Source organism: Atlantibacter hermannii, from assembly GCF_009907385.1.
Lineage (GTDB): Bacteria > Pseudomonadota > Gammaproteobacteria > Enterobacterales > Enterobacteriaceae > Atlantibacter > Atlantibacter hermannii_A.
This window is the reverse complement of sequence record NZ_JAAATR010000049.1, coordinates 53,685-78,350: the sequence shown is the minus strand read 5'-3', so window position 1 is coordinate 78,350 and position 24,666 is coordinate 53,685. Positions and strand designations below refer to the sequence as shown.

At 53.8% G+C, this 24,666-nt stretch carries 19 protein-coding genes; 8 read left to right on the top strand and 11 right to left on the bottom strand.

Features of this window, described 5'->3' with window-relative positions; genetic code table 11:
• Window positions 1-45: 45 nt before the first annotated feature.
• Window positions 46-1,464, top strand: coding sequence for a glutamate synthase small subunit (locus GV764_RS13920; protein WP_161660676.1), 1,419 nt, complete (start codon window positions 46-48; stop codon window positions 1,462-1,464).
• 72 nt (window positions 1,465-1,536) lie between these two features.
• Here GV764_RS13920 and mpl read toward each other — a convergent pair whose 3' ends face one another.
• Window positions 1,537-2,916: a UDP-N-acetylmuramate:L-alanyl-gamma-D-glutamyl-meso-diaminopimelate ligase gene (mpl, locus tag GV764_RS13915; protein ID WP_161660675.1), complete on the bottom strand. Its 1,380-nt coding sequence runs from the start codon at window positions 2,914-2,916 to the stop codon at window positions 1,537-1,539.
• A gap of 174 nt (window positions 2,917-3,090) precedes the next feature.
• On the opposite strand from mpl, the gene fbp reads away from it, so the two are divergent.
• Complete coding sequence (fbp, locus tag GV764_RS13910; protein ID WP_161660674.1) at window positions 3,091-4,089, top strand: class 1 fructose-bisphosphatase; 999 nt, start codon at window positions 3,091-3,093, stop codon at window positions 4,087-4,089.
• Between the two features lie 33 nt (window positions 4,090-4,122).
• Here the strand turns inward: fbp and GV764_RS13905 are convergent, their stop codons facing one another.
• The 7 genes from GV764_RS13905 to ytfQ form a co-directional block, all read right to left on the bottom strand.
• Complete coding sequence (locus GV764_RS13905; protein WP_161660673.1) at window positions 4,123-4,650, bottom strand: DUF943 family protein; 528 nt, start codon at window positions 4,648-4,650, stop codon at window positions 4,123-4,125.
• 2 nt (window positions 4,651-4,652) lie between these two features.
• Window positions 4,653-5,171 (bottom strand): DUF3289 family protein, encoded by a 519-nt coding sequence (locus GV764_RS13900; protein WP_161660672.1) that lies wholly within the window; start codon window positions 5,169-5,171, stop codon window positions 4,653-4,655.
• Between the two features lie 197 nt (window positions 5,172-5,368).
• Window positions 5,369-6,934, bottom strand: coding sequence for a methyl-accepting chemotaxis protein (locus GV764_RS13895; protein ID WP_161660671.1), 1,566 nt, complete (start codon window positions 6,932-6,934; stop codon window positions 5,369-5,371).
• A 101-nt stretch (window positions 6,935-7,035) separates the two neighbouring features.
• Window positions 7,036-8,037: a galactofuranose ABC transporter, permease protein YjfF gene (gene yjfF, locus GV764_RS13890; protein WP_161660670.1), complete on the bottom strand. Its 1,002-nt coding sequence runs from the start codon at window positions 8,035-8,037 to the stop codon at window positions 7,036-7,038.
• On the bottom strand, window positions 8,030-9,049 hold the full coding sequence (gene ytfT, locus GV764_RS13885; protein WP_125294210.1) for a galactofuranose ABC transporter, ATP-binding protein YtfT: 1,020 nt from the start codon (window positions 9,047-9,049) through the stop codon (window positions 8,030-8,032). The genes yjfF and ytfT overlap by 8 nt, the downstream gene beginning before the upstream one ends.
• 9 nt (window positions 9,050-9,058) lie before the next feature.
• On the bottom strand, window positions 9,059-10,561 hold the full coding sequence (gene ytfR / locus GV764_RS13880) for a galactofuranose ABC transporter, ATP-binding protein YtfR (RefSeq protein WP_161660669.1): 1,503 nt from the start codon (window positions 10,559-10,561) through the stop codon (window positions 9,059-9,061).
• Between the two features lie 68 nt (window positions 10,562-10,629).
• On the bottom strand, window positions 10,630-11,586 hold the full coding sequence (ytfQ, locus tag GV764_RS13875; RefSeq protein ID WP_161660668.1) for a galactofuranose ABC transporter, galactofuranose-binding protein YtfQ: 957 nt from the start codon (window positions 11,584-11,586) through the stop codon (window positions 10,630-10,632).
• A 400-nt stretch (window positions 11,587-11,986) separates the two neighbouring features.
• Here ytfQ and ppa point away from each other — a divergent pair, with 400 nt between their 5' ends.
• The gene (gene ppa, locus GV764_RS13870; protein ID WP_125294207.1) at window positions 11,987-12,517 is read left to right on the top strand and encodes an inorganic diphosphatase; all 531 of its coding nucleotides are present in this window, start codon (window positions 11,987-11,989) and stop codon (window positions 12,515-12,517) included.
• Window positions 12,518-12,591: 74 nt separating this feature from the next.
• On the opposite strand, the gene GV764_RS13865 is transcribed toward ppa, so the two are convergent.
• From GV764_RS13865 to tamA, 3 genes are read right to left on the bottom strand one after another with little or no spacing between them, the layout of a single operon-like run.
• Window positions 12,592-12,936 (bottom strand): gamma-glutamylcyclotransferase family protein, encoded by a 345-nt coding sequence (locus GV764_RS13865; protein WP_161660667.1) that lies wholly within the window; start codon window positions 12,934-12,936, stop codon window positions 12,592-12,594.
• 2 nt (window positions 12,937-12,938) lie between these two features.
• The gene (gene tamB, locus GV764_RS13860; RefSeq protein ID WP_161660666.1) at window positions 12,939-16,715 is read right to left on the bottom strand and encodes an autotransporter assembly complex protein TamB; all 3,777 of its coding nucleotides are present in this window, start codon (window positions 16,713-16,715) and stop codon (window positions 12,939-12,941) included.
• The gene (gene tamA, locus GV764_RS13855; RefSeq protein ID WP_161660665.1) at window positions 16,712-18,445 is read right to left on the bottom strand and encodes an autotransporter assembly complex protein TamA; all 1,734 of its coding nucleotides are present in this window, start codon (window positions 18,443-18,445) and stop codon (window positions 16,712-16,714) included. The genes tamB and tamA overlap by 4 nt, the downstream gene beginning before the upstream one ends.
• A 226-nt stretch (window positions 18,446-18,671) precedes the next feature.
• On the opposite strand from tamA, the gene msrA reads away from it, so the two are divergent.
• The 5 genes from msrA to GV764_RS13830 all read left to right on the top strand — a co-directional run bounded on the left by msrA (window position 18,672) and on the right by GV764_RS13830 (window position 24,643).
• On the top strand, window positions 18,672-19,313 hold the full coding sequence (gene msrA, locus GV764_RS13850) for a peptide-methionine (S)-S-oxide reductase MsrA (RefSeq protein ID WP_161660664.1): 642 nt from the start codon (window positions 18,672-18,674) through the stop codon (window positions 19,311-19,313).
• Window positions 19,314-19,766: 453 nt separating this feature from the next.
• Entirely contained in the window at window positions 19,767-20,324 is a 558-nt protein-coding gene (locus GV764_RS13845) for a fimbrial protein (protein WP_161660663.1), read from the top strand.
• A gap of 67 nt (window positions 20,325-20,391) precedes the next feature.
• Complete coding sequence (locus GV764_RS13840) at window positions 20,392-21,108, top strand: fimbrial biogenesis chaperone (RefSeq protein WP_161660662.1); 717 nt, start codon at window positions 20,392-20,394, stop codon at window positions 21,106-21,108.
• Between the two features lie 11 nt (window positions 21,109-21,119).
• Window positions 21,120-23,642, top strand: a complete 2,523-nt coding sequence (locus tag GV764_RS13835) for a fimbria/pilus outer membrane usher protein (RefSeq protein ID WP_161660661.1) — start codon at window positions 21,120-21,122, stop codon at window positions 23,640-23,642.
• A gap of 17 nt (window positions 23,643-23,659) precedes the next feature.
• The gene (locus tag GV764_RS13830; protein ID WP_161660660.1) at window positions 23,660-24,643 is read left to right on the top strand and encodes a fimbrial protein; all 984 of its coding nucleotides are present in this window, start codon (window positions 23,660-23,662) and stop codon (window positions 24,641-24,643) included.
• Window positions 24,644-24,666 lie beyond the last annotated feature (23 nt).

Genomic DNA, 24,666 nt, shown 5'->3' with positions numbered 1-24,666 from the left:
TCGGCTGGCGAACCCCGTTTCGCTGGCCGGATTTAAGAGGTCATGATGAGCCAAAACGTATATCAATTTATCGACTTACAGCGCGTTGATCCGCCGAAGAAACCACTCAAAATCCGTAAAATTGAGTTTGTTGAGATCTACGAGCCATTTTCAGAAAGCCAGGCCAAAGCCCAGGCGGACCGCTGCCTTTCCTGCGGCAACCCGTACTGCGAGTGGAAATGCCCGGTTCATAACTACATTCCGAACTGGCTGAAGCTGGCCAACGAAGGTCGTATTTTCGAAGCGGCGGAACTGTCGCATCAGACCAACACCCTGCCGGAAGTCTGCGGCCGCGTATGCCCGCAGGATCGCCTGTGTGAAGGCTCCTGTACCCTGAACGACGAATTCGGCGCGGTCACCATCGGCAACATCGAGCGCTATATCAACGATAAAGCGTTTGAAATGGGCTGGCGTCCGGATATGACCGGCGTGAAGCAAACCGGTAAGCGCGTGGCGATTATCGGCGCAGGTCCGGCGGGCCTCGCCTGTGCCGACGTGCTGACCCGTAACGGCGTCAAAGCGGTGGTGTATGACCGTCATCCGGAAATCGGCGGTCTGCTGACCTTTGGTATCCCGGCGTTCAAACTGGAAAAAGAAGTGATGACCCGCCGTCGCGACATTTTCACCGGCATGGGTATTGAGTTCCAGCTCAACACCGAAGTGGGCCGCGATGTGCAACTGGACGCGCTGCTTGCCGAGTACGATGCGGTGTTCCTGGGCGTCGGCACCTATCAGTCGATGCGCGGCGGTATTGAAAATGAAGATGCGCCGGGGGTATTCGACGCGCTGCCGTTCCTGATCGCCAACACCCGCAATACCATGGGCTTTGGCGAAGATGCGGCATCGCCGTATATCAGCATGGAAGGCAAGCGCGTGGTGGTGCTGGGCGGCGGCGATACCGCGATGGACTGCGTGCGTACCTCCGTGCGCCAGGGCGCGACCCACGTAACCTGCGCCTACCGTCGTGACGAAGAGAACATGCCTGGCTCGCGCCGTGAAGTGAAAAACGCCCGTGAAGAAGGGGTGGAGTTCCAATTCAACGTGCAGCCGCTGGGCGTGGAAATCAACGCCAACGGCAAAGTCTCCGGCGTGAAAATGGTGCGCACCGAGATGGGCGCGCCGGACGCCAACGGCCGTCGTCGCGCTGAGATCGTCGCGGGTTCCGAGCACGTTCTGCCTGCCGATGCGGTGGTAATGGCGTTTGGTTTCCGTCCGCACAGCATGGAATGGCTGGCGCAGCACAGCGTGGAGCTGGACTCTCAGGGCCGCATCATCGCGCCGGAGCGCAGCGATAACCCGTTCCAGACCAGCAACCCGAAAATTTTTGCTGGCGGCGATATCGTGCGCGGCTCTGATTTGGTGGTGACGGCAATTGCCGAAGGGCGTAAAGCCGCCGACGGCATTATGAATTATCTGGAAGTGTAATCCGGCCAGTAAAAAGCCCGTCAGTGTAGCGCTGACGGGCTTTTTTTATGGCTTCGGTTTGGCCGTTGGACGTTACGCCTGCTCAGCCAGCTTCGCTTTCTTCTCCAGCGCATCCAGCAGTTTCTGATGGATGCCACCGAAACCGCCGTTGCTCATCACCAGTATATGGTCACCCGGCTGAGCGGTTTTCACGATCATCTCCACCAGCGTGTCGACATCGCCGCTCCAGTGCGCGGGTTGAATGCAGGCATCCGCCACTTCAAACACCTGCCACGGAATGTGCGACGGCTGGAACAGGAACACTTCATCGGCGCGGCCCAGCGAGGGGGCGAGATCGTCCTTACAGTGGCCCATCTTCATGGTGTTGGAACGCGGCTCCAGCACGGCGAGAATACGCGCCGTTCCGCCCACTTTACCGCGCAGCGCCGCGAGGGTCGCCAGGATCGCCGTCGGGTGATGGGCGAAATCGTCATACACCGTCACGCCGTTGGCTTCGCCGCGCAGCTCCAGGCGGCGGCGGGCGTTCACGAAGCTGTTGAGGGCCTGAGCGGCATCAGCGGGCGTCACGCCCACATGGCGCGCGGCGGCAATCGCCATCAGCCCATTATTCATGTTGTGCTCGCCCACCAGCTGCCAGTTCACTTCCGCCACGCGTTCACCGTCCAGCAGCACTTCCCAGTTGGACGCGTCGGCATTGAGTTTTTTCGCCTGCCACTGGCCCTGATCGCCCACCAGCTCCTGCTCGCTCCAGCAACCCATTGCCAGAGTTTGCTTCAGATTGGCATCCCCTTCCGGCCAGATGATCTTGCCCTGCCCGGGCACAATGCGTACCAGGTGGTGAAATTGTTTCTGGATCGCCCGCAGATCGTCAAAGATATCCGCATGGTCAAATTCAAGATTGTTCAACACCAGGGTGCGCGGGCAGTAGTGTACAAACTTGGAACGCTTGTCGAAGAAGGCGCAATCGTACTCATCCGCCTCAATCACAAAGAACGGGCTTTCGCCGAGCCGTGCGGAAACGTCGAAATTGCCCGGCACACCGCCAATCACAAAGCCTGGCTTATAGCCGCAGGCTTCCAGGATCCAGGTCGCCATGCCTGCCGTGGTGGTTTTGCCATGCGTTCCCGCAATGGCGATCACCCAGCGGTCGCGCAGCACGAAATCGTGCAGCCACTGCGGGCCAGACATGAAAGGGATATTCTGCTCCAGCACCGCTTCCACGCACGGGTTGCCACGCGTCATGGCATTGCCGATGATCACCAGGTCCGGGCGCGGATCGAGTTGTTCAACATCATAGCCCTGAATTAAATCAATACCTTGCTTCTCAAGAAGGGTACTCATCGGCGGGTAAACATTTGCATCCGAGCCGGTGACCTCGTGGCCCAGGGCCCGCGCCAGCATCGCCAGCCCGCCCATAAAGGTGCCACACACACCCAGAATATGAATACGCATACGTAACTGTCCTTTTTTCATCCGGCGCATATTCTACCCGCATGTGGGAGCCTGAAGAAACGCATTTAAGGCGATTCTGTTATTTGCTGTCTCGATTCACCTGTGCGCTAACCTTTATATCTTTGTTACGATTAAACGATCGCTTTACTCAAACCAGGATGCAGGGAAAGTGTTATGAAAACGTTAGGTGAATTTATTGTCGAAAAGCAGCATGAGTTTTCTCATGCTACCGGCGAACTGACTGCGCTGCTGTCGGCAATAAAGCTGGGTGCCAAGATTATCCATCGCGATATCAACAAAGCCGGACTGGTTGATATCTTAGGTGCCAGCGGCGCTGAAAACGTACAGGGCGAAGTGCAGCAGAAACTCGACCTGTTCGCGAACGAAAAACTGAAGGCTGCGCTGAAAGCCCGCGACATCGTCGCCGGGATCGCGTCGGAAGAAGAAGATGAGATTGTGGTGTTCGAAGGCTGTGAACACGCGAAATATGTGGTGTTGATGGATCCGCTGGACGGCTCCTCCAACATTGACGTAAATGTCTCCGTCGGAACGATTTTCTCTATTTACCGCCGCGTGACCCCGGTCGGCACGCCGGTGACTGAGGAAGACTTTCTCCAGCCTGGCAGCAAACAGGTTGCTGCAGGTTATGTGGTTTACGGCTCCTCAACCATGCTGGTTTACACCACCGGTTGCGGCGTCCACGCGTTTACCTACGACCCTTCCCTGGGCGTGTTCTGCCTGAGCCAGGAGCGCATGCGCTTCCCGAAAAAAGGCAACACCTACTCCATTAACGAAGGCAACTACATCAAATTCCCCCAGGGCGTGAAAAAATACATCAAGTTCTGCCAGGAAGAAGATGCCACTACCCAACGTCCTTATACGTCGCGCTATATCGGTTCGCTGGTAGCGGATTTCCACCGCAACCTGCTAAAAGGCGGGATTTACCTGTACCCGAGCACTGCCAGCCATCCGGAAGGGAAACTGCGTTTGCTGTATGAATGCAACCCGATGGCGTTCCTGGCGGAACAGGCGGGCGGAAAGGCGAGCGACGGGAAAACCCGTATCCTGGATATCATCCCTGAGAGCCTGCACCAGCGTCGTCCGTTCTTTGTCGGCACCGACAGCATGGTGAATGACGTCGAGCGCTTTATTCGCGAATACCCGGACGCGTAAAAAAATCAAGCCGGGTAGGAATGCCCGGCTTTTTTATAAACCAAACGTGATCTTTCCATCTGTCAGATTACCCTGAGCATTCAATTTCCATGAATCATTATCATCGGCAAAGGAAAAAATTTCTTCGCCTTCTTCATTTGAACTAACAGACATCTGTATATTCTTTTCTATACACTTTTCTGCAGTTTCAATTTTAGGAAAGCAAATCAAATCACCATCATCGGAAATGCTTAAGTCAATGAACCCATCGCCGATATCCCAAACGGTAATGCTATAAGAGGATGATCTGGGAATTAAATACTGCTTTTTTAACTCCGTCTTATGAGCGATATACCACTTCACCTTATCTTTGACTGACAGCGGAAGATGGTCAACCGCGATATGATAAGAATCGCGCTCCGTAAAACCTTCATTGCTATCTTTATAATAACTCTCTTCATATTCAGGATAACGACTTACGGCCATAATTTTAACGGGGCGCAGTTGCCAGAAAAATGTCACCACTGGATAAAACAGCACGCCAATAAAAAATGCAATTTTAATTTTTTTACACATATTCATTTTTATACACCTCCACTGACTCTGACATAAGCGTTAAAATTGGTAAAAAAAGGCTTGAACGCATAGTCCTTATGTCTTTGTAGAAAAAACCATATCCTGAAAAAGCGGAAGTTTTTATAAAATATATCGGTAACATCTGTTTTATCTAAACCAAAATGATCCTGGCCTTTGAAATATAATAATCCTTCCCAGGATAGCGCATATCTTTGCAGGCTGACCAGGGTGATTTCTTGCGCATAAATATCATGTACACTTATTCCAGGGCCATTATATTTATCTTCAGAGCGATAGAACTTTGGAAGCCAGCTTTTATAAATAGCATCTCTGACCTCCCTGGCTACAAAAACATCAAACTTGATTTTTTGTTTATAAATGAAAAAATCATTTATGGCTTTTCTGATAAAATCGTTGTCATCCAAATCCCCATACTGCATGTCATCAGCACTTCTGTCATCAAATGGTCGATTGGTATGAAAAATCTCGCAGGGCAATGGCATAAATAATGCCATATCGAAATTCATGATTCATTCCTTAAATCAATATATAAAAATGATTTGTACTTTTGCAAGTATATTGATTTAAGCAAACAAAATGACATGAATAAGCATGTCCACATTGAGACATCGTTATTAAGCAAATAATTATTCGCTACACCGTTAATACCGTAAAAAAACGCCAGTCAATCACTGGCGTTATTTATTAATTTACCAAAGCGTTTTTATGCCTGCATCTGTACCTTAAAGCCCGCCATAGTTTCCACCAGTAACTGCGACTGCGCCTCAAGCGAATGGGTGGCGGCAGATGACTGCTCCACCAGCGCGGCGTTTTGCTGTGCCGCTTCGTCCATCTGACTGACGGCAATATTTACCTGCTCAATGCCCCGGCTCTGCTCATGGGAGGCGCTGGCGATTTCGCGCATCAGTTTGGTCATGCGCATCACTTCGCTGGCGATCTCATCCATGGTTTCTCCGGCCTGCATCGCCAGATCGCTACCCTCGCCCACGTGCGTTTGCGAATCGGCAATCAGCGTGCGGATCTCTTTAGCGGCATCGGCACTGCGGCTCGCCAGGGTACGCACTTCGCCAGCCACTACCGCGAATCCGCGCCCCTGCTCGCCGGCACGGGCAGCTTCCACTGCCGCATTCAGCGCCAGAATATTGGTCTGGAAGGCAATACCGTCAATCACGCTCAGGATATCGGCGATGCGGTTGGCGCTGCCGGAAATATCGCGCATTTTTTCAATCACGTAGCACACCATTTCGCTGCCGCGATCGGCGGTTTCCGATACGTTTTGCGTCAGTCGATGCGCCTGCTCGGCGTTTTCGGCGTTCTGCTTCACGGTGGCGGTGATCTGCTCCATGCTGGCGGCGGTTTGCTCCAGCGAGGTGGCGGTAGACTCGGTACGGCGGGATAAATCGATATTCCCGGCGGTGAGTTCGCGGCTGCCGGTATCGATTTGCGCGCTGGCGTCGCGGACTTTGCTGACGGAGACCACCAGCGACTGACGCATCGCGTCGATGGCGTTTGCCAGGCGGCCCAGCTCGTTGTTCGCGCCAGGGGTGACATTGTGGGTCAGATCGCCCGCCGCCACCCTTTCCACTTGCACGATGGCGCGGTTGAGCGGGCTGAGCAGCAGATGACGCAAACCGAACCAGACGGCGACAATCAGACCCGCAGCGATCAGCGCCGCCATTACCATCAGCCCCAGCACGGTTTGTTTATGTTGCAACACGCCGGCCACCTCCTCTTTGCCCCGGTTTTCACTCCAGGCAAGGAAGGTGCGCATGTCGTTATCAAATTTCTGGGACAGCGGGATCAGGCCATTTTCCATCAGGGCATAATAGTCGTCCGGGCTCTGGTTTTTCAGCGAGGCCAGCATCGGCGTGATGCCGTTGACGTTAAAATCGTCGAAGCTGCGCGCCAGTTGCCCCAGCAACTGCTGACCCTGGTCGTCGTTGACGTTGCTTTCAAGCAGGGTTTTTAGCGTCTTACGCCCCTGGCTGAGTTCATTTTCGATTCGGCTGACCGACTTTTCTGCGTCCTGCAACAGGCCGACTTCCATCAGGCGCACCGCCTGGCCGGATTCATTACGCGCCCGCAGGATCTGAGTGTAGCCATCGTTGAGGCGCATGATCTGCTCGCCCTGGAGATGGTTAATGCGTTGCAGGGAGGCAGAGCTTTGGGTTAACGCATAAATACCGATCCCACTGACCAGTAATAGCAGCAGCGTCATGACTGCCAGAATGGCCAGCAGGCCCATGCGAATAGAGAGGTTTTTCAACATAGTCATTTCCCGGTGGTTGCCGATAACTCCACGTGAAGCCAGTAGAGAGTTATCGGCATTAACCGGAAAAAGTTTAATCAGGCACCAATACTTTCAATATGTTACTGCTTTGCTATCGACGGGTTAACGCGGGTAACAGCGGCATTCTGGCGGCTTTCCCACAGCACGGTCAGGCCGCGTTGCAGGGCGATAAAGATAAACAGCAAAATGCCGATGGCGATTTTGGTCCACCAGGAGCTCAGCGTACCGTCAAAATTGATATAGGTCTGGATTAGCCCCTGGATCGCCACGCCAAACAGCGTACCCAGCACCGTACCGACGCCGCCGGAAAGCAGCGTGCCGCCGATCACCACCGAGGCGATAGCGTCCAGTTCTACCCCTACCCCCGCCAGCGCATAGCCCGCCTGGGTATAGACAGAAAAGACAATGCCCGCGAGGGTTGCCAGCCCGGTGGAGAGCATGTAAATCCGGATAGTGGTGCTGCGGGTAGAAATCCCCATCAGGTTCGCAGAGGTGGCGTTGCCGCCAATGGCATAAACCTGGTTGCCGAAGCGGGTGCGGTGCGCGAGGAAAATGCCAATCACCACCACGCCAAGCATCAATAGCCCCATGGCGCTTAAGCGTCCGCCGCCGGGGATTTTCCAGGCGAGGCTGGAGAGCGTGTCGTAAATCGGGTGGTTAATCGGAATCGACTCTTCGGACACCAGATAGCTGACGCCACGCAGGAAGAACATCCCGGCGAGGGTGATGATAAACGCCGGGATTTTCAGCGCGTCGATCAGCAACCCCATAAACGCGCCGAAGGCGCAGCCCATCGCCAGTACCAGCGGGAACGCCAGCAGCGGCGATATGCCCCAGTAGCCGATGGCTTTCGCCAGGAACACGCCGGTAAAGGCAATCACCGAGCCGACCGACAGGTCAATGCCGCCGGAGAGGATCACAAAGGTCATCCCGACGGCGATAATCCCCAGGAAGGCGTTATCAGTCAGGATGTTGCAAATCACCCGCGTGGAGGCGAAACCGGGGAACTGCGTCAGGCAGTAGAGGTAACCCAGCACAAACACCGCCAGGGTAATCATCAGCGGTAAGTTACGTTTAATCATCGCGGCGTCTCCGACGTAACAGACTAATAAAGCGCGGTGACTGAACAATCAGCACGCATAGCACCACCACCGCTTTCACCACCTGGTTCAGCTCTGGCGGGAAACCGGACAGCAAAATACCGGTGTTCATCCCCTGGATAATCAACGCGCCCACCACCGAGAGGGCAATATTAAAGCGCCCGCCCATCAGCGAACCGCCGCCGATCACCACCGCGAGGATGGCGTCCAGCTCCAGCCAGAGACCGGCGTTGTTGGCGTCCGCCCCGCGAATATCCGCGGTGACGATAATCCCGGCGATGGCGGCGCACAGGCCGCTGAGCACGTATGTCAGCATCACCATCAGGCGGGTATTCACCCCGGCGTTTTTCGCCGCGCGAATGTTGATCCCCACCGCTTCGATAAACATGCCGAGGGCGGTTTTGCGGGTGAACAACCAGAACACGATCAGCGTTACCAACGCGATAATCACCGGCGTAGGGAAAAACAACAGCGAGCCGCTGCCCAGGAAAGAGAGCGCGGGCGAGTTGAACGTGACGATTTGCCCGGAGGTGATCAGCTGCGCTACGCCGCGCCCGGCCACCATCAGGATCAGCGTCGCGACAAACGGCTGGATTTTTAGCACTGCGACCAGGATGCCGTTCCACAATCCGGCCAGCACCCCAACGCCAAGCGCGCCCAGCAGCACCACCGGCAGGCTATGACCCGCAACGGTTAATGACGCCGCTGTCGCTCCGGCAATCGCCATGATGGCGCCAACCGACAGGTCGATCCCCCCAGTGGCGATCACCAGCGTCATGCCAATGGCCAGCAGCGCGACGGGCGCGGCACGGTTTAAGATGTCAATCGGGCTGCCGAACAGGCGCCCATCCTGGACCACAATCTGGAAGAAATGGTTTGCCACCATACTGTCGACCAGCAATACCAGCAGCAACGCTATCAGTTGCGGCATTCCCTGCGGCCAGCGGAAACGGCGCTTTGGCGCGCCCACGTCCGGCACTGAACGAGTCATCAAGAGCCCTCCTTATGCCGCGATGGCATTCATAATTGCGCTGACGGACAGCTCTTCAAGCGGGATTTCCGCCACCTGTTCCCGGTCGCGCATGATGATCACCCGGTCGGCATACCCCACCAGCTCTTCCAGTTCCGACGAGATAACCAGCAGCGCCAGCCCGTCGGCGCACAGCGTTTCGATCAAACGGATAATTTCGGCATGCGCGCCGACGTCGATACCGCGCGTGGGTTCATCGAGGATCAGGAACTGCGGACGCGTCAGCAGCCAGCGCGACAACAGCACTTTTTGCTGATTGCCGCCGGACAAAAATTCCACCGGCTGCTCGGCGCTCGGCGTGCGGATGCCCAGTTGGCGAATAAAGCGCTCGGCAATATCGTTTTGCTCGCGCCGGGGGATCGGTCGCAGCCAGCCGCGCTGGGCCTGGAGCGCCAGAATGATGTTTTCGCGCACCGAGGCGGCGGCAATAATTCCGTCGGTTTTGCGATCTTCCGGGCAAAAGCCAATCCCCAGGCAAGAGGCCTGGTGTGGCGAACGCAGCGCCTGCGGTTTGCCTTTGATTAGCGCGTTGCCGCTGTCAGCGGGCTTGATACCAAAGATCACTTCAGCGGTTTCGGTGCGCCCGGAGCCTAACAGCCCCGCCAGGCCGACAATTTCACCGGGGCGAACCTCCAGCGAGAACGGCGCAATCACGCCTTTTTTGCCGTAGTCTTTAAATGCCGCCACCGGTTTTTCACTCAACAATGTGCGCCCGGCGCGTTGCAGCGCGTTCTGATCCAGCTCGCGGCCCAGCATCATCTTCACCAGTTCGATCTGCGGGAGATCTTTGGTGTCGCGGGTGCCGATAAACTTGCCGTTGCGCAGCACGGTAATGCGGTCGGTCACTTCATACACCTGGTCCAGAAAATGGGTAACGAAGATCAGGCTGACGCCCTGATCGCGCAGCTGGCGCATCAGGGTAAACAGCATCTCCACTTCTTTGGTATCCAGGCTGGCGGTGGGTTCATCGAGGATCAGCACTTTGGCGGATAAATCGATGGCGCGGCAGATCGCCACGATTTGCTGCATGGCGACGGAGAAGCGGTTGAGCGGCTCGCGCACGTCCAGGCTGAAGCCGTAGGATCCCATCAGCGCCGTGGCGCGCTTTTCCATCTCTTTGCGGCGCAGCAAACCGAAGCGCTTCGGTTCGCGGCCAATAAACAGATTATCCGCTACCGACATATTCGGCAGCAGGTTCACTTCCTGGTACACCGTCCCGATGCCGAGCTGCTGGGCGTGGGCGGTATTTTTCGGGCGGATGGTTTGGCCCTCTAACCACACGGTACCGCCATCGGGCTGATACACGCCGGTGAGGGCCTTAATCAATGTGGACTTGCCTGCGCCGTTCTCCCCCAGCAAGGCCATAATTTCGCCACGCCGTAAGCTAAAATCGACGTGATCCAGCGCTTTTACCCCCGGAAAGACTTTACTCAGCCCTTCGGTGCGCAAGATTTCCTGATGTTGTTGTGTTTGCATCACCGGACTCCGAAAAGCGTGTCAGTAGAGCAAAAGGCTCTCCGGGGAGAGCCTTGTGTGTGGCTGGCTTAGTAGCCCATGCCTTTTTTCTTCTCAAGCTCTTCTTTCGCGGTATCCGGCAGGAACAGCGTAGATTTGGTGATGGTGGTTTTCTCAGGCAGGGTGCCGTCTTTTTTGAATTTTTCCAGCGCATCGAATGCCGGGCCAGCCATGTTCGGCGTTAATTCAACGCTGGCATTGGCTTCGCCGTCGATCATCGCTTTAAAGATGTCCGGAACGCCGTCGATGGAGCCGGTCAGAATATCAGAGCCCGGTTTCAGGCCTGCTTCTTTAATGGCCTGGATGGCGCCGATAGCCATGTCGTCGTTATGGGCGTAAACCATGCAGATGTTTTTGCCGTTGTTTTCAGCCTTGATAAAGCTCTCCATGACTTCTTTCCCTTTACTACGGGTAAAGTCGCCGGATTGCGAACGGATGATTTTCACGTTCGGCGCTTTAGCGATAGCTTCGGCAAAGCCTTTTTTACGGTCGATCGCTACGCTCGCCCCCACGGTGCCCTGGAGTTCAACCACATTACAGGGTTTACCGTCGAGGGTTTTCACCAGCCAGTCGCCAATCAGACGGCCTTCCAGCACGTTGTCAGCAGTGACGGTGGTCATATACAGCGATTTGTCTTTTACATCGATATTACGGTCCAGCAGGATCACCGGGATTTCCGCCTCTTTGGCTTCTTTCAGCACCGGCTCCCAACCTGTTGCCACAACCGGGGCGATAAAGATGGCATCAACGCCCTGAGCGATAAATGAACGGACGGCTTTAATTTGGTTTTCCTGTTTCTGCTGGCCGTCCGCGATCTTCAGCGTAACACCGCGTTTTTCAGCCTCGCTTTTCGCCACGCTGGTTTCCGCTGCGCGCCAGCCTGATTCAGAACCTACCTGAGAAAAACCCACGGTTAAGGGGGCGGCCATTGCCATAGACGACATGGCTGCCGAAACTGCTGTGACCAGAAGTAAGCGCTTCCACATAAGTGAATCCTCGTAGGGTTATTGTTGATTAAATCTCCACCTGCGGGAAAACTATAGACAATAAGGGATGTAACAAAATGCGTTACATCACAATTCAAAAAAGTTACATAAAGGTTATTAGCGTGAGAACGCAAGAGTGTGAGCGGGGTAGCGACTTTTCGACCCTGCGCCAGGTCGCGGATTAGTGAGATTTTTTTGCTTCTGACCGGGTAAAAATCTTACTTTGTAAACGGTTACAAAAATTTATTCAGAAAGCGGCTGAGTTTATGGATTATTCAGCCGTAATTCGGTGACATAAGACGCGGGTTTTCGAAGACGGCAACGAAAACAGTCCAGGACTTTCAGGCGCATTTGGCTATAATACCCGGCATTGTTTGCCATACAGTTAAAGGAAACAGACATGAGCTTACTCAACGTGCCTGCTGGTAAAGATCTGCCAGAAGACATCTATGTAGTTATCGAAATCCCGGCTAATGCGGACCCGATCAAATATGAAATCGACAAAGACAGCGGCGCGCTGTTCGTTGACCGTTTCATGTCTACCGCGATGTTCTACCCGTGCAACTACGGTTACATTAACCACACCCTGTCTCTGGATGGTGACCCGGTTGACGTGCTGGTCCCGACGCCGTACCCGCTGCAGCCGGGTTCTGTGATCCGCTGCCGTCCGGTTGGCGTGCTGAAAATGACTGACGAAGCAGGCGAAGACGCCAAGCTGGTTGCGGTTCCGCACACGAAACTGAGCAAAGAGTACGATCACATTAAAGACGTGAACGACCTGCCGGAACTGCTGAAAGCGCAGATCGCCCACTTCTTCGAGCACTATAAAGATCTCGAGAAAGGCAAATGGGTGAAAGTGGACGGCTGGGATAACGCTGAAGCCGCTAAAGCGGAAATCGTTGCCTCTTTCGAACGCGCTGCGAAGAAATAAGTTTTCTTTGTTTACGCCTTTTATTACGGCGTGCATAAAAAAACCGCTTCCTGAAGGAAGCGGTTTTTGTTTTTTTAATACTGTTCTCTGTCCAGCCAGTTGCCGCTTTCTATGCGGGTCAGGCCTTCTACTGGCCGCTGGTAAACATACATCCAGGCGCTGCCGTAGGGCGTCTGGATCAGCTGACGCCGGTATTCCCCCCCTTTCGTGCGCAGGGCATCCAGCTCGGCAAGAGTACTGGCATCAATGCGATACACTTCACCCAACACCTGCCCTTCGCCCGGCACCGCGCCGGGATAGTGACCAATGCTGAACAACTGGTAGTTCTCTACCGTGTGATCGCCCAGCCACTGGGCGTTGGTCATCCAGTGGCTGTTGCCTTGTTTGCGTCTTAAACTACCGTAGACAAATATTCGCATTGCTAAAACTCGAACTGATAGAGCAAATCGAGTGCCTGATCTACGCCAGACACCGCTTCCAGATATAGCTTAGGCATCAGGCGATAACGCAGCGTAAGCGTCGCCAGAGAATCAAAAATACCTACGCCATATTTCACCTGCAGACCCGGCAGTACATAGCCGCTGACCACTACTTGCGAGGAGTCGCCAACTCCCTGGGTATCCAGCGCCAAATTACTGACGCCAAACGTCTCGCCGATTTTACCCACAACCTGACCACTTTGTGCAACCCCCAGACCAACCAGCATTGAGGTCATTGCTTCGCTATCGCTCTGTCCGCTCTCAAGCCCCTGGCCGCGCAACAGATAGGAAAGCGCCTCCTGTTGCGACATTGCCGGGTCTGAGAATACCTCTACTTTCGGTTCGTCCGGGGTACCGGTGACCCTCACCCCAGCGGTCACATCGTTTTCCGTGGCCTCAGGATTTCGGATTGCTTCTATGTTTAATAACGGCTGATCCGGCGGACCGGAGAACAAAAGTTCGCCTTTACGCACGATCAGATCCTGCCCGTAAGCGCGGAAACGCCCTTCCGGAATATTGACCTGGCCGTTTAAGCCCAGCCCCTGTTTATCCTGCGCCACTTTTAGATCGCCGGTCAGACGCGCCCGTAAGCCGAAAGCGTCCATCCGCACGTTATTACCGACATGAACCGTCAGATTACTGTTGATGGGGATCGCCGCCGTCGGCGCGCTTTCCGGCTTCAGTTGCGCGTCCAGCATCACTTCATCGCTGGAAACGTCCACCGCGCTTTCCGGCAGCTCATGCACCACGATGCGCGCCCAGGGCACGTCAACCCGGCCATCCAGAGTGATCAGGCTCGGCGTCGCTTCCAGCACTACGTCCGGCGACACATCCAGCCGCACCATCGGCGGCACGCTGATACGGACTTTATCGCCCTTCGCCGCCACCCGCGCGCGCCAGTTGTCAATCTGGCTCCAGTCGGCGTCGCCGTTCAGGTTGATCTGCCCACGTCGGGTATTCACCACGCCTTGCAGCGTGGAACTCATACCGTTGAAGGCCATAGAGAGCTGGCTTGGCTGCATATCAAACGGCATAAAGTTGCCGTCGATATCCACGCCGGTCAACTGCATCTGACCAAACAGCTGCGGCTGCGCCGCGTTGCCACCCAGCCGTAAGTTGGCGTTTAACAACCCCGCCGCTTTTTCGCCACGCGAGAAAATGGCATTGACCATCGCCAGCGAGAAGTTGCGGATATTGACGTTGCCGGACAGGTTGCGGCGGTTTTGCGGATCGGCAATCTGCACGTTGCCGTCGAACTGCCCGTTGCCCGCCAGCCGCAGCAGCCAGCCCAGCTCCGCCTGATTGTTGCGCAGCGCGGCGTTCAGGCTCAGGGTATCAAAGGCCACCGGCAGCGCGTTGCCGTTAACGATTTGCGTCACCCGTACGCCACGGCCATCCAGCGTCACGCTGCCCTGCGGCAGCCCTTCTTTGGTGGTGTCCCACGTGACATCGGCTTTGCCGGTGAACACGCCGCTCGCCCGGGTTTCCGGCGGCAGGTACGGTTTCACCATCGCCAGATCGAAGCGGTTAAGCTCCACCACGGCATGGCCTGCCGCACCCGCATCTACCGCCTGCGGCAGGCAAAGCTGCGCATTGGGGTTGGTCCAGCAATGCGGGCCGATATTGATTTTTTGCTCCTGGCCGTGGTAATCCAGCGCAATCGCGCGGGTTTGTGACCACGGGCCGACCGGCGTTTCGAAACGGGTATTTTCCAGCGTGCCGCGCCAGCGCTGTTCCGCGCGGTCGAAGCTCCCCTTCAGATTAAGCTGCCCGGAAACCGGATCGCCCTGCACCCGCAGCGCCAGCTGATGCTCCTTTTCGCTGCCTTTGGCGTTGATGGTCGCCAGCGCGATATTCAGCCCCGGCTGGGCAATACGCTCTACGCGCACGTCCAGAGTGCCGCCAATCTGATCGGTGGATTTGATGTCGCCGTCGACGCGTACCTGGGCAATCGACAGTTCCTGCCAGCGCAGATTGCGGGCGGTAATGTCCGCCAGCACCTGCGGCGCTTCCACCGTCCCGCGGATCTTCACCAGTCCTTTAGCCGTACCGCCTAAACCCGGCAGGGCGTTATCCAGATTTGGCGCGTCGATACTGGCGTCCAGCTCCAGCTCCTTCACGCCCAGCTCGCCTTTAATGTCGGCGGTATTGCGTCCCAGCGCCACGTGCAGCCCGGGGATCACCCACTGCATATAGCTGTTGCCCTGGAGCTGCCCTTCCACTTTCACGGCGTTCTGTTTGACGTTGCCCGCCAGCCTGAGTTCCGGCACGTTCACCTGCCAACTGCCGCCGTACAGGCTGCCGCGCAGTTTCACTAAGCCATCCAGCTTCGCCGGCCAGTCCGGCCAGGTTTTGGCGGTGTTGATGTTGTTGAGCGTTAACTCGCCGCGCCAGCTGATAGCCTGTTGCCAGTCGAGCAGCGCCTTCAGTTCAGTGGTGCCTTCCAGCGCCGCCACTTTCAGCTTATCCAGGTTGATATTCTGCTCGTTGCCTTTGGCGTCCAGGGTAATCGTGGCGGGCGGGATTTCCGCGCCCTTCACCGCCGTGCGGAAGCTCAGGGTGTAGTCGGTCATTTTCCCGGTCAGCTTGAGCCTGAGATCGTCCGCCTGATACTGCTTTTCTCCGGTAAACGGCCAGTAAAGCTGCTCACTGGTGATATCCAGATTCAACGGCAGGCCCGCTTCCGCCAGCTTAGTCTGCCCGCGCAGCACCAGATCTACCGGGCCGGATAGGTTAACGCCGAATTCCAGCTGTTCGCGCAACGCCCCGCCCACTTTGATTTTGACCTTTTCGCCTTTAATCGGATCGACGTTCAGGGTGCTGTTGAGGGTGATATCCACCGGCCAGTTGTTGCGCAGCTCGGCGCGTCCGGTGGCGTTAACCGTGCCCTGGGTGGAATCAATATCCAGCGCATCGAGAGTGGCAAGCCCGTCCACGCTGCTGACTTTAAGCAGCATTGAGTTAATGGTAACGTCGGTATCGCCCGTTAAACGCAGTTGCTCGCCGCGAAACGATTGAATGGTCAGGTTTAACGGCAGATGGACGTCGGTCATCTCTGGCAGCACCGGCTTCGAGAACAGCTGTTTGAGCGTCTCACCCAGCGGCAGCTCATCCGGTTGCGGATTTTCAATCTTCGGTTCAACCACCTCTTCCTGGGCAACTTCCGCGACTTTCGGCAGGGCGATGAGCAGCCCCTGTAAGGTAGTTGGCGTCAGTGTCAGGTTGCGTTCCTGCCAGTTAAGGCCGGACGCGAAATCCATTACCGATACCGTGGTGTCATCGATACGCACGTTAACGTTATTCAGCGTGACGCTGCTGAGCGTAATGGGGTATGGCGTCGAGAGGTCGAGCGGGCCGCTGTCTTCCTCTTCAACCTGAGCCGCCGGGGGCATTTTCTCAGTATCAATCACCACGTTGATATCGCGCAACGCCAGAGCGTTAACGCACAGGCTGCTGTCGCGCAGGCAACCCAGCTTCAGCGCGAGATGGACTTCGCCCGCCAGGACGTTAACGCCCGGCTGCTCGTAACGCAGATTTTTGATCGACAGATCGCGCCAGCCGCCGGTCACGCTGCCGATCTCCAGCCCTGGCACCCAGCGGTCAGCCGCTTTAAACACCATATGCAGGCCGGTGGTCGTCCCGACTAAAAACCCGATAATCCCAACCAGCACCACCAGAAACAGCACCACGGCCAGGGTGATCTTCTTCCATAAACTCATAATTCAGGCCCCAAACCGATGTAGAACTGCAAGCCGTGTTCTTCTTTATCGCCAATCGGCACGGCAAAATCGAGCTTGACCGGGCCAACGGGCGACTGCCAGCGCACCCCGACGCCCGCGCCGGTTTTGAAATCGCTGCGGCGGATATCATTCACCGCCTCGCCGGAATCCACAAACATCGCGCCCCACCATTTGCCGGTGACGTTGTACTGATATTCCAGCGAGCCGGTAGCCAGTTTGGAGGCGCCGGTGAGTTTGCCGTCGTCGTTCTCCGGCGAAATAGATTTGTATTTGTAGCCGCGAATACTGCGGTCGCCGCCCGCGAAGAAACGCAGGTCCGGCGGGACTTTGTCGAAGTCGCCGGTTTCAATCCAGCCCAGATTGCCGCGCGCCACAAAACGGTGGCGATCGTACAGGGTGCGGATCCAGACGTTTTGCGCCTGTAACACCACGAAATCGACGTCCGAACCCCAGGCGGTATTGGAGTAATCCACCGAATAGCGCTGGGAATCGCCCCAGGTCGGCATTAAACCGCCGCGCGAGCGGGTGCGGCTAATCATCACGCCCGGATAGAGCAGCATGGTGGTATTGGTGACATCCGCCTGGGTAAAGTGGTCGAGACTCCAGCGCAGGTTGATGGCGCGCTGCCAGCCGCTCGACAGATCCCAGTAGCGCGACACCGCAAGCGTTGTGGAGTCGGCTTCGGTATCGTTTAAGTCGGTGCGCTTAAAGCCGCCCTGCACCAGGTAATATTGTTCGATGGGGTTTTTTAGTAGCGGCACTTTATAGCTGAAGTCGAGCTGCTGCTCCGGCGCAGAGATGCTGGTGCTGGTGGTGAAGCTGTGGCCGTAAGAGTTAATCCAGGGTTTGTGCCAGGTGGCTTTAACGCGCGGCCCCACGTCGGTGGAATACCCGACCCCGGTTTCTATCCGGTTCTGAATGCGCGGCGAGAGTACGCCATGCAGCGGCAGCACTTTAGTCTGCCGGGCCTTATCAAATTCCGGGGCCACCACCACCGAGTTAAACCAACCGGTGGCGGAAAGCCGGCGGTTCAGTTCTGCCAGGTCTTTGGACTGGTAATAATCGCCCTGTTCGAACGGCACCAGGCTCTGTAAATACTCTTCGCGGATTTGCGACCCTTCGAAAGTCACCGGCCCGAAACGATAGCGTTCGCCGCTGTTATAGTCGATGTTCCAGAACGCCTGATGACGTTCCAGCGAAACCCCTAACTGACTCTTAGTAAACTCGCTGTCGAAATAGCCTTTGCGCAGCGAAACGCGAGTGAGACTTTTCTTAAAATTGTCGTAATCACCGTGATCGAGCACCGTTCCGATCGCCGGTCGGGTATTCAGCAGGTCGAGATAGTCCCGGTCGGTGCGCGCCCCGCCGCGTAAAATAACATCGGTTCCACCGATGCGTACCGGCACGCCAGGGGACACGTTGGCAATCAAAACCTGGCGTCCTTTGGGCGGCGGCGGACGTAAATCGAAATCGATTGTCGGCTCGTAATACCCCAGCGCCTTAAGCCCATTTCGTATGGCGTCATCTACGCGGGCGCGGAACTGGCGGTCAGGCGTAACTTCGTCGCTTTGTATGGTAGATAGTTGAGCGCGAACGTTTTTTTCAAGATCGCCTGACAGGCCTTCTACTTGCAAACGCACGTTTGCCGCGCTGGCGGCGACAGAGGCCAGCAGTAAGCTGGCGCAGAAACAGAGACGGAATCGTGGCACGTTTTCTCCTGAATTTCCTTTTTCCCACCCCTGGAAGGAAACGTAGTGCCGCTCCGCGGCTTGATGAAAAATCCCGCATATCGGGAATTGAAAAAGAGACGACTACCCAAATATTTCTTATGTTTAAATCTAGACGTATTTATCAACTGTATTGTGTGCAAAGACACGCCGTGTGACAACCTTAGCGAGGCTGTTGCTTTTTTCCCCACCTAAGGGAGACGCTACGATGAATTTTTTCGATAAAAAGCACTTGATCGACCCGGATTTGGCCCTGCCTGGACGCAGTACGCCGATGCCGGTCACTGCGTTGCATGCAGTTAACGAGCACTCCATGACCAACGTGCCGGATGGCATGGAAATCGCCATTTTTGCTATGGGCTGTTTCTGGGGAGTGGAGCGCCTGTTCTGGCGTTTACCGGGGGTATACAGTACGGCGGCGGGTTATTCTGGCGGCTATACCCTTAACCCAACCTATCGTGAAGTCTGCACCGGTAAAACAGGCCATACCGAAGCGGTGCGTGTGGTCTACGATCCGCATGTCATTAGCTATGAGCAACTGCTCCAGATATTCTGGGAAAACCACGATCCTGCTCAAGGCATGCGGCAAGGGAATGATATGGGAACGCAGTACCGCTCGGCGATTTATCCGCTGACGCCGGAGCAGGACAGCGCCGCCCGGGCCAGCCTGGCGCGCTTCCAGAAAGCGATGGCGGAACAAGGCGATGAGCGCCCGATCACCACTGAAATCGCCAGCGCCAAACCGTTTTACTACGCTGAAGACGAGCACCAACAATACCTTCATAAAAATCCGTATGGTTACTGCGGGATCGGCGGAATCGGCGTCTGTTTACCGCCGCGACAGGCATGAGAACTATCAGGGTCCGAAAGGGCCCTTTTTTTACAGGGCTAAAACAATTTTTTCGGCAAGCATGGGTGGATTCAATAATATTTTTATATAGTTTTAATTTAATTAAAGAACTAAATTAATATTGCGAACAATAATTCTATTATATATTACCAACTAATTTATCCATACAGTGCATTGAAAAACTTCACGACACTGACATCTTTTTCAATAATTTTAGACAAAATCAATGCATTAACGCGCCGTCTTTTCGTAAACGTATTCACGGTTACCCTACCTACATATTCTTAAAAAGAGTCTTTTAGCAAAACTTAAAAACACAGATATTGACGCATTAATTATTTAGCAGTCTAATTGGTCCAGTGCAATTTTGTACACTTTTTTGTATTTTCTTTATTAGCCCAATCAATACATCTAATGAAGTTATTACATAATTTTTACCATATGGAGTTTTTTATGAATAGGAAATTAATATTAATACCAGCTATGGTATTAACGTCTCTGGTTGTCGGTAATGCGAATGCGGCGTTAACTGACGATCAGGGTACAGTACACTTTCAGGGCAAAATTATTAATCCTCCTTGCGAAGTCGCAACGGATGCAAAAACGGTAAATGTGACCTTTACGCCTATGGGGGCGAACAGCTTTGCCGATATCGGTTCGGAAAACCCGCAAACTCAGGATGTTTCGATTAAACTCGCAACCTGTCCTGCAGACACCACGATTAACCTGACATTTTCTGGCGTTACCGCTACAACCAGCGATCAGTTGAAAGCCATGACGGGTTCAGATGCCACGGGTGTTGGTATTGTCATGTACGGTACCGGCAGTGCTGCCAGCTCAAAAGTGGTTTTTGACAACACGCCAAATGCCGCTTTTGCGCAAACAACTGGCGCAGAAGCTACAGACCTAACGTTTAATTATAAGGCTAAGGTTGTCGCGACGGCCGCGCCAGCGGATATTAAAGGCGGCGATTTTACCGCCGATGCGACCTATACCGTTTATTACCCTTAATGATACCAGCAGCAAAAAGGCATATTAACCGTATGCCTTTTCTTGCCTGACTAGTGATTTGTGGATTATGAAAAAATTAATATGTAGTTCATTTTTCTTAACCTCGCTTTTAGTGTGCGCCCCTGCTATTTCTGGCGTGCAAATTGGCGCAACGCGCATTGTCTATCCATCGAATAGCGATGAAGTTCAGCTGACGGTGCAAAGTAAAAACACCTCAATTAATCATCTGGTTCAGGCATGGGTGAGCAATATCGACGACCAGGGCGAGGCACCCTTTATCGCCACGCCTCCGCTGATGAAGTTGGCTGCTGGCCAGGAAACCATCTTCCATTTTATTTATGCAAAAAAAGGGGGAGAACTTCCTAAAGACAGAGAGTCTGTGTTTTGGGCAAATATTAAATTTATTGCCAGCACGCCTGAAAATATGCGCGATCAGAGTAAATTACAACTTGCATCCAGAACGCGTATTAAGCTTTTTTATCGTCCGACTTCGCTGAAAGATAGCGATGCGTTTAGCGCCTACGAAAAAATCAATTTCTCAAGAAATGGCAATACGCTGAACGTAACTAACCCCACACCTTTTTATGTGACGTTTAATTCCATAACCGTTAATGGTACGGCGGTGACGGCACCGAAGGACACCCTGACCGCCATGACAATGATGGTCGCCCCTTACGGGCATATTTCACTGCCAGCATCATTACAAGCCAATGCTGTGATCAAATGGAACTCAATTAGCGATTACGGCAACGTCACCCCCATTAAAGAATCCGTATTAAAATAAGGCGGAACATAATGGTCAGAGGCAATATAAACAACAAAAGAGGCTCGCAAGGGTTTACATACTCTGCATTAGCCTTAGCGGTAATGTTGTCGAGCACTTATGCCGTTGCTGAAGACCAATTTAATCTGAATGCCTTAAGCCATGATACGCCGCTGGCCGACAGCAATATCCTGAAAAAATATATTGCCGATAACGAAATGCTGGAAGGCAGTTATTTATCGAGTATTTATTTTAATTTCAATTATGTAGAAAAAAAAGAAGTCGCCTATAAACTGTCGGCGAATAAAAATCAGCTCATTCCCGCCCTTACCAAAGCGGATTTACGTCGCTATGGCGTCAATGTCGATGTGCTTCCTGCCTTTCAGAAAGTCAAGGATGAGGATACTATCGGCGATATTGGGCAATATATTGATGGCGCCAGCTATGCCTGGAGCGAGAAAACTCAGCGCCTGGATATTCGCGTTCCACAAATCGCACTAAATCAGGAAGCGAAAGACGCTGTCTCGCCCGAATTATGGGACGATGGTGTTCCTGCGCTCTTGTTAGGCTACTACTACAGCGGCTCGCAATCGTACGCCCGCCATGGCAGCGACGGTAATACCAACAGTAACTTTTTAAGTTTAAATTCAGGCGCCAATTTAGGCGGCTGGCGGCTGCGTAATGTGTCGAACTACTCGGATGAAAAATGGGACGACCTTTCCACAACGCTGACGCACGATATCAAAGCGCTACGCAGCCAGTTTTTGGTTGGGGACAGCAGCACGCCGTCGGATATATTCGATAGCATTCAGTTTCGCGGCGTCAGGATCTATTCTGATACCGATATGCATCCTTATAGCGAGCAGGGTTTCGCACCATTGATTCGCGGTATCGCGCGGAGCGATGCAAAAGTCACAATTAAACAGAATGGCTATAAAATTTATGAAACCTATGTTGCTCCCGGTCCGTTTGAGATCCGGGATATCAATCAGGTTTCATCGGGTAGTGACTTCGACGTTACCGTAACCGAAGCCGATGGCAGCGAGCATAGTTTCACCCAGTCTTCCTCCTCATTACCCGTCATGCTGCGTAGCGGCAGTTATAGCTATAGCGTGGCGTACGGCAAATATCAAAGCAATGATGTTTCTGATACGCCCGAGTTTGGCCAGGCGCAAATTATTTATGGTATGCCGTGGGGAATTACCGCCTATGGCGGGCTGATTGGCGCCGACATGTACCAGTCTGCGGCTCTCGGCATTGGTGTGGATTTGCATGCGCTGGGGTCAATTTCATTTGATGCCACACATGCCAAAAGTCAGCTCAATAATGATCGTAATGAAACCGGCATGTCATATCGTCTGCAGTATGCAAAAAATATTGATGCCACCAACACTAACCTGACGTTAGCCAGTTATCGCTACTCTTCTGAAAATTTTTACACCTTCGCTGAAACTATCAGTCAGCGAAATACGGCGACTGTGGAAGATGATATGTATTCCTACAGAAATCTCTATAACCGCAGAAGCCGTGCGCAAATTAATATCAGCCAAACGCTGGGAGAATGGGGCAGTGTTTATCTTTCGGCTTATCAACAGGATTACTGGAAGCTTAATCAATCCGAGCGAAACCTCACGCTGGGATATAACGTCATGCTTAACAGCATTTCGTACTCGCTTAACGCTTCACAAACAAAAATGCCCAACAGCAAAACGGATACGCAATATTCTTTAACCGTAAGCATTCCGCTGGATAAATGGATGCCGCAAACCTGGGCGACTTATGCACTTAACACCTCACAACACGGTAATTCGACACATCAGCTTGGTATTAACGGCCTTGCGCTGGAAGACAATAAATTAAATTACAATATTCAACAGGCTTACTCCGAGCAGGATCAAGCAACAAGCGGCAGTATTAACGCCTCTTATCGCGGTTCAGCCGGTACGCTGAGCGGGGGTTATAGCTACGACAATAGTAGTCAACGCCTCAATTACAGCGCCCAGGGCGGAGTACTTGTCCACCCTTATGGCGTGACTTTAGCGCAATCCTTACCGGAAACCATGACATTGGTCCGCGCACCCGGCGGGGCGAATATCAAAGTGAACGGCGCATCGGGCATTTATACCGATAGCCGCGGTTATGCCGTGATTCCTTATAGTAATCCCTACCGGCAAAACACCATATCGCTTAACACCAGCGGAAGTAAAAACAGTGACATAAGCGACCCGGTTAAAACTGTCGTCCCGACCCGCGGCGCGGTTGCGCTGGCAGATTATAAAGTGCGCAGCGGAGCGCGCGTTCTGTTTACCTTGCTGCACGGCGACAGCACTGTGCCCTTTGGCGCGCTGGTCTCAACCCCGAATGATGAAGATAATTCCACCAGCCTGGTTGACGATCACGGCCAGGTCTATATCACGGGTGTGTCCAAAGGCATGAAGCTGGTGGCCCGGTGGGGAAATGGCAGCGCCCAGAGCTGCGCAGCACTCGTTCCGTCCTTATCTGAAAACGCAGACAGCGAAGCGATGGTAAAGCGCCTCACGCTGGAATGCCGGTAATATTACCAGGTGACAGCATGTTAAACAGAAGGCTTTTTTGCCCACTCATATTGCTCATCAGTGTAGTTTTTTTTCCCCGTTCAACCCTGGCCGACTGCATATTTACCGGTGGGACGACAACCGGCAACTTCACGTTATCCATACCGGCATTGCGTCTGCCCAGGGAGCCAGCGCCCGACACCATACTTTGGGATAGTGGCATTCTTCATCCGACACCATCGCCTCTTATTACCTGTCAGAGTGAAACCGTCGTTTGGTCCGGGTTCCTGACGGCGAAAACGTTGGTGACAGGTATTACTTCACCTTATGTTTACCAGACTAACAATCCGGGTATCGGCATCCAGGTACTGACCTCGCATGACAGGGTAGGCATTATTTATATGCAATGGCCCAGGCTGACTGAGCAGGCGCATGCCGGTTTCGCCTATAACCAGGAAAACTATTTTCATGTGAAATTAATTGCTACAGGGAAACCACTCACCTCGGGCTATCTTCAATTAGGGGGATACAATATGGATCGCGCTTTTGGGTCTGCACGCCAGTATCTGTTTCAGTTCAACCCAACAAACATTAATGTTCAGGCAACGGGCTGCGAACTTGAAACTAAAGACATCAATGTTGCATTAACCCCTGGCAGAGGCTTAGTCATTACGGCGCTTTCTGATAATAATGCCACCTCCAGCCCGGTCGATTTCAATATTGGTCTTAGTTGCGAGATGACTACCGCTATTAGTATTCAGTTCAATGGAACGACTCCCAGCGGCCAGAATAATATCTTATTGCTTGACAATAGCGGCAACGTTTCTTCCGCGCAGGGCGTGGGGGTACAAATAGTGAAGGATGGTCAGCCGATTAATTTTGGTGAGCAAAAGGAAGTTGTTAAGTCAGCCAGCACGACAAAAATCACCCTCCCCTATCAGGCGCGACTGATAAAACTTTCCAGTGCGCTCCGCGCGGGAGACGTTAATGCTACTGCGACCTTTGATATGGTCTATCGCTGATGTCTGGCCATTAATACCCACGT

Excerpts from the sequence above, each read along its gene's own strand:
- GV764_RS13840 (WP_161660662.1), top strand. The coding sequence starts at position 20,392 with ATGAAAAAATTAATATGTAGTTCATTTTTCTTAACCTCGCTTTTAGTG.
- GV764_RS13845 (WP_161660663.1), top strand. The coding sequence starts at position 19,767 with ATGAATAGGAAATTAATATTAATACCAGCTATGGTATTAACGTCTCTG.
- GV764_RS13900 (WP_161660672.1), bottom strand. The coding sequence starts at position 5,171 with ATGAATTTCGATATGGCATTATTTATGCCATTGCCCTGCGAGATTTTT.
- msrA (WP_161660664.1), top strand. The coding sequence starts at position 18,672 with ATGAATTTTTTCGATAAAAAGCACTTGATCGACCCGGATTTGGCCCTG.
- GV764_RS13835 (WP_161660661.1), top strand. The coding sequence starts at position 21,120 with ATGGTCAGAGGCAATATAAACAACAAAAGAGGCTCGCAAGGGTTTACA.
- ytfQ (WP_161660668.1), bottom strand. The coding sequence starts at position 11,586 with ATGTGGAAGCGCTTACTTCTGGTCACAGCAGTTTCGGCAGCCATGTCG.
- fbp (WP_161660674.1), top strand. The coding sequence starts at position 3,091 with ATGAAAACGTTAGGTGAATTTATTGTCGAAAAGCAGCATGAGTTTTCT.
- tamB (WP_161660666.1), bottom strand. The coding sequence starts at position 16,715 with ATGAGTTTATGGAAGAAGATCACCCTGGCCGTGGTGCTGTTTCTGGTG.
- ytfR (WP_161660669.1), bottom strand. The coding sequence starts at position 10,561 with ATGCAAACACAACAACATCAGGAAATCTTGCGCACCGAAGGGCTGAGT.
- ppa (WP_125294207.1), top strand. The coding sequence starts at position 11,987 with ATGAGCTTACTCAACGTGCCTGCTGGTAAAGATCTGCCAGAAGACATC.
- GV764_RS13865 (WP_161660667.1), bottom strand. The coding sequence starts at position 12,936 with ATGCGAATATTTGTCTACGGTAGTTTAAGACGCAAACAAGGCAACAGC.
- yjfF (WP_161660670.1), bottom strand. The coding sequence starts at position 8,037 with ATGATTAAACGTAACTTACCGCTGATGATTACCCTGGCGGTGTTTGTG.
- GV764_RS13830 (WP_161660660.1), top strand. The coding sequence starts at position 23,660 with ATGTTAAACAGAAGGCTTTTTTGCCCACTCATATTGCTCATCAGTGTA.
- GV764_RS13920 (WP_161660676.1), top strand. The coding sequence starts at position 46 with ATGAGCCAAAACGTATATCAATTTATCGACTTACAGCGCGTTGATCCG.
- mpl (WP_161660675.1), bottom strand. The coding sequence starts at position 2,916 with ATGCGTATTCATATTCTGGGTGTGTGTGGCACCTTTATGGGCGGGCTG.
- GV764_RS13895 (WP_161660671.1), bottom strand. The coding sequence starts at position 6,934 with ATGTTGAAAAACCTCTCTATTCGCATGGGCCTGCTGGCCATTCTGGCA.
- GV764_RS13905 (WP_161660673.1), bottom strand. The coding sequence starts at position 4,650 with ATGAATATGTGTAAAAAAATTAAAATTGCATTTTTTATTGGCGTGCTG.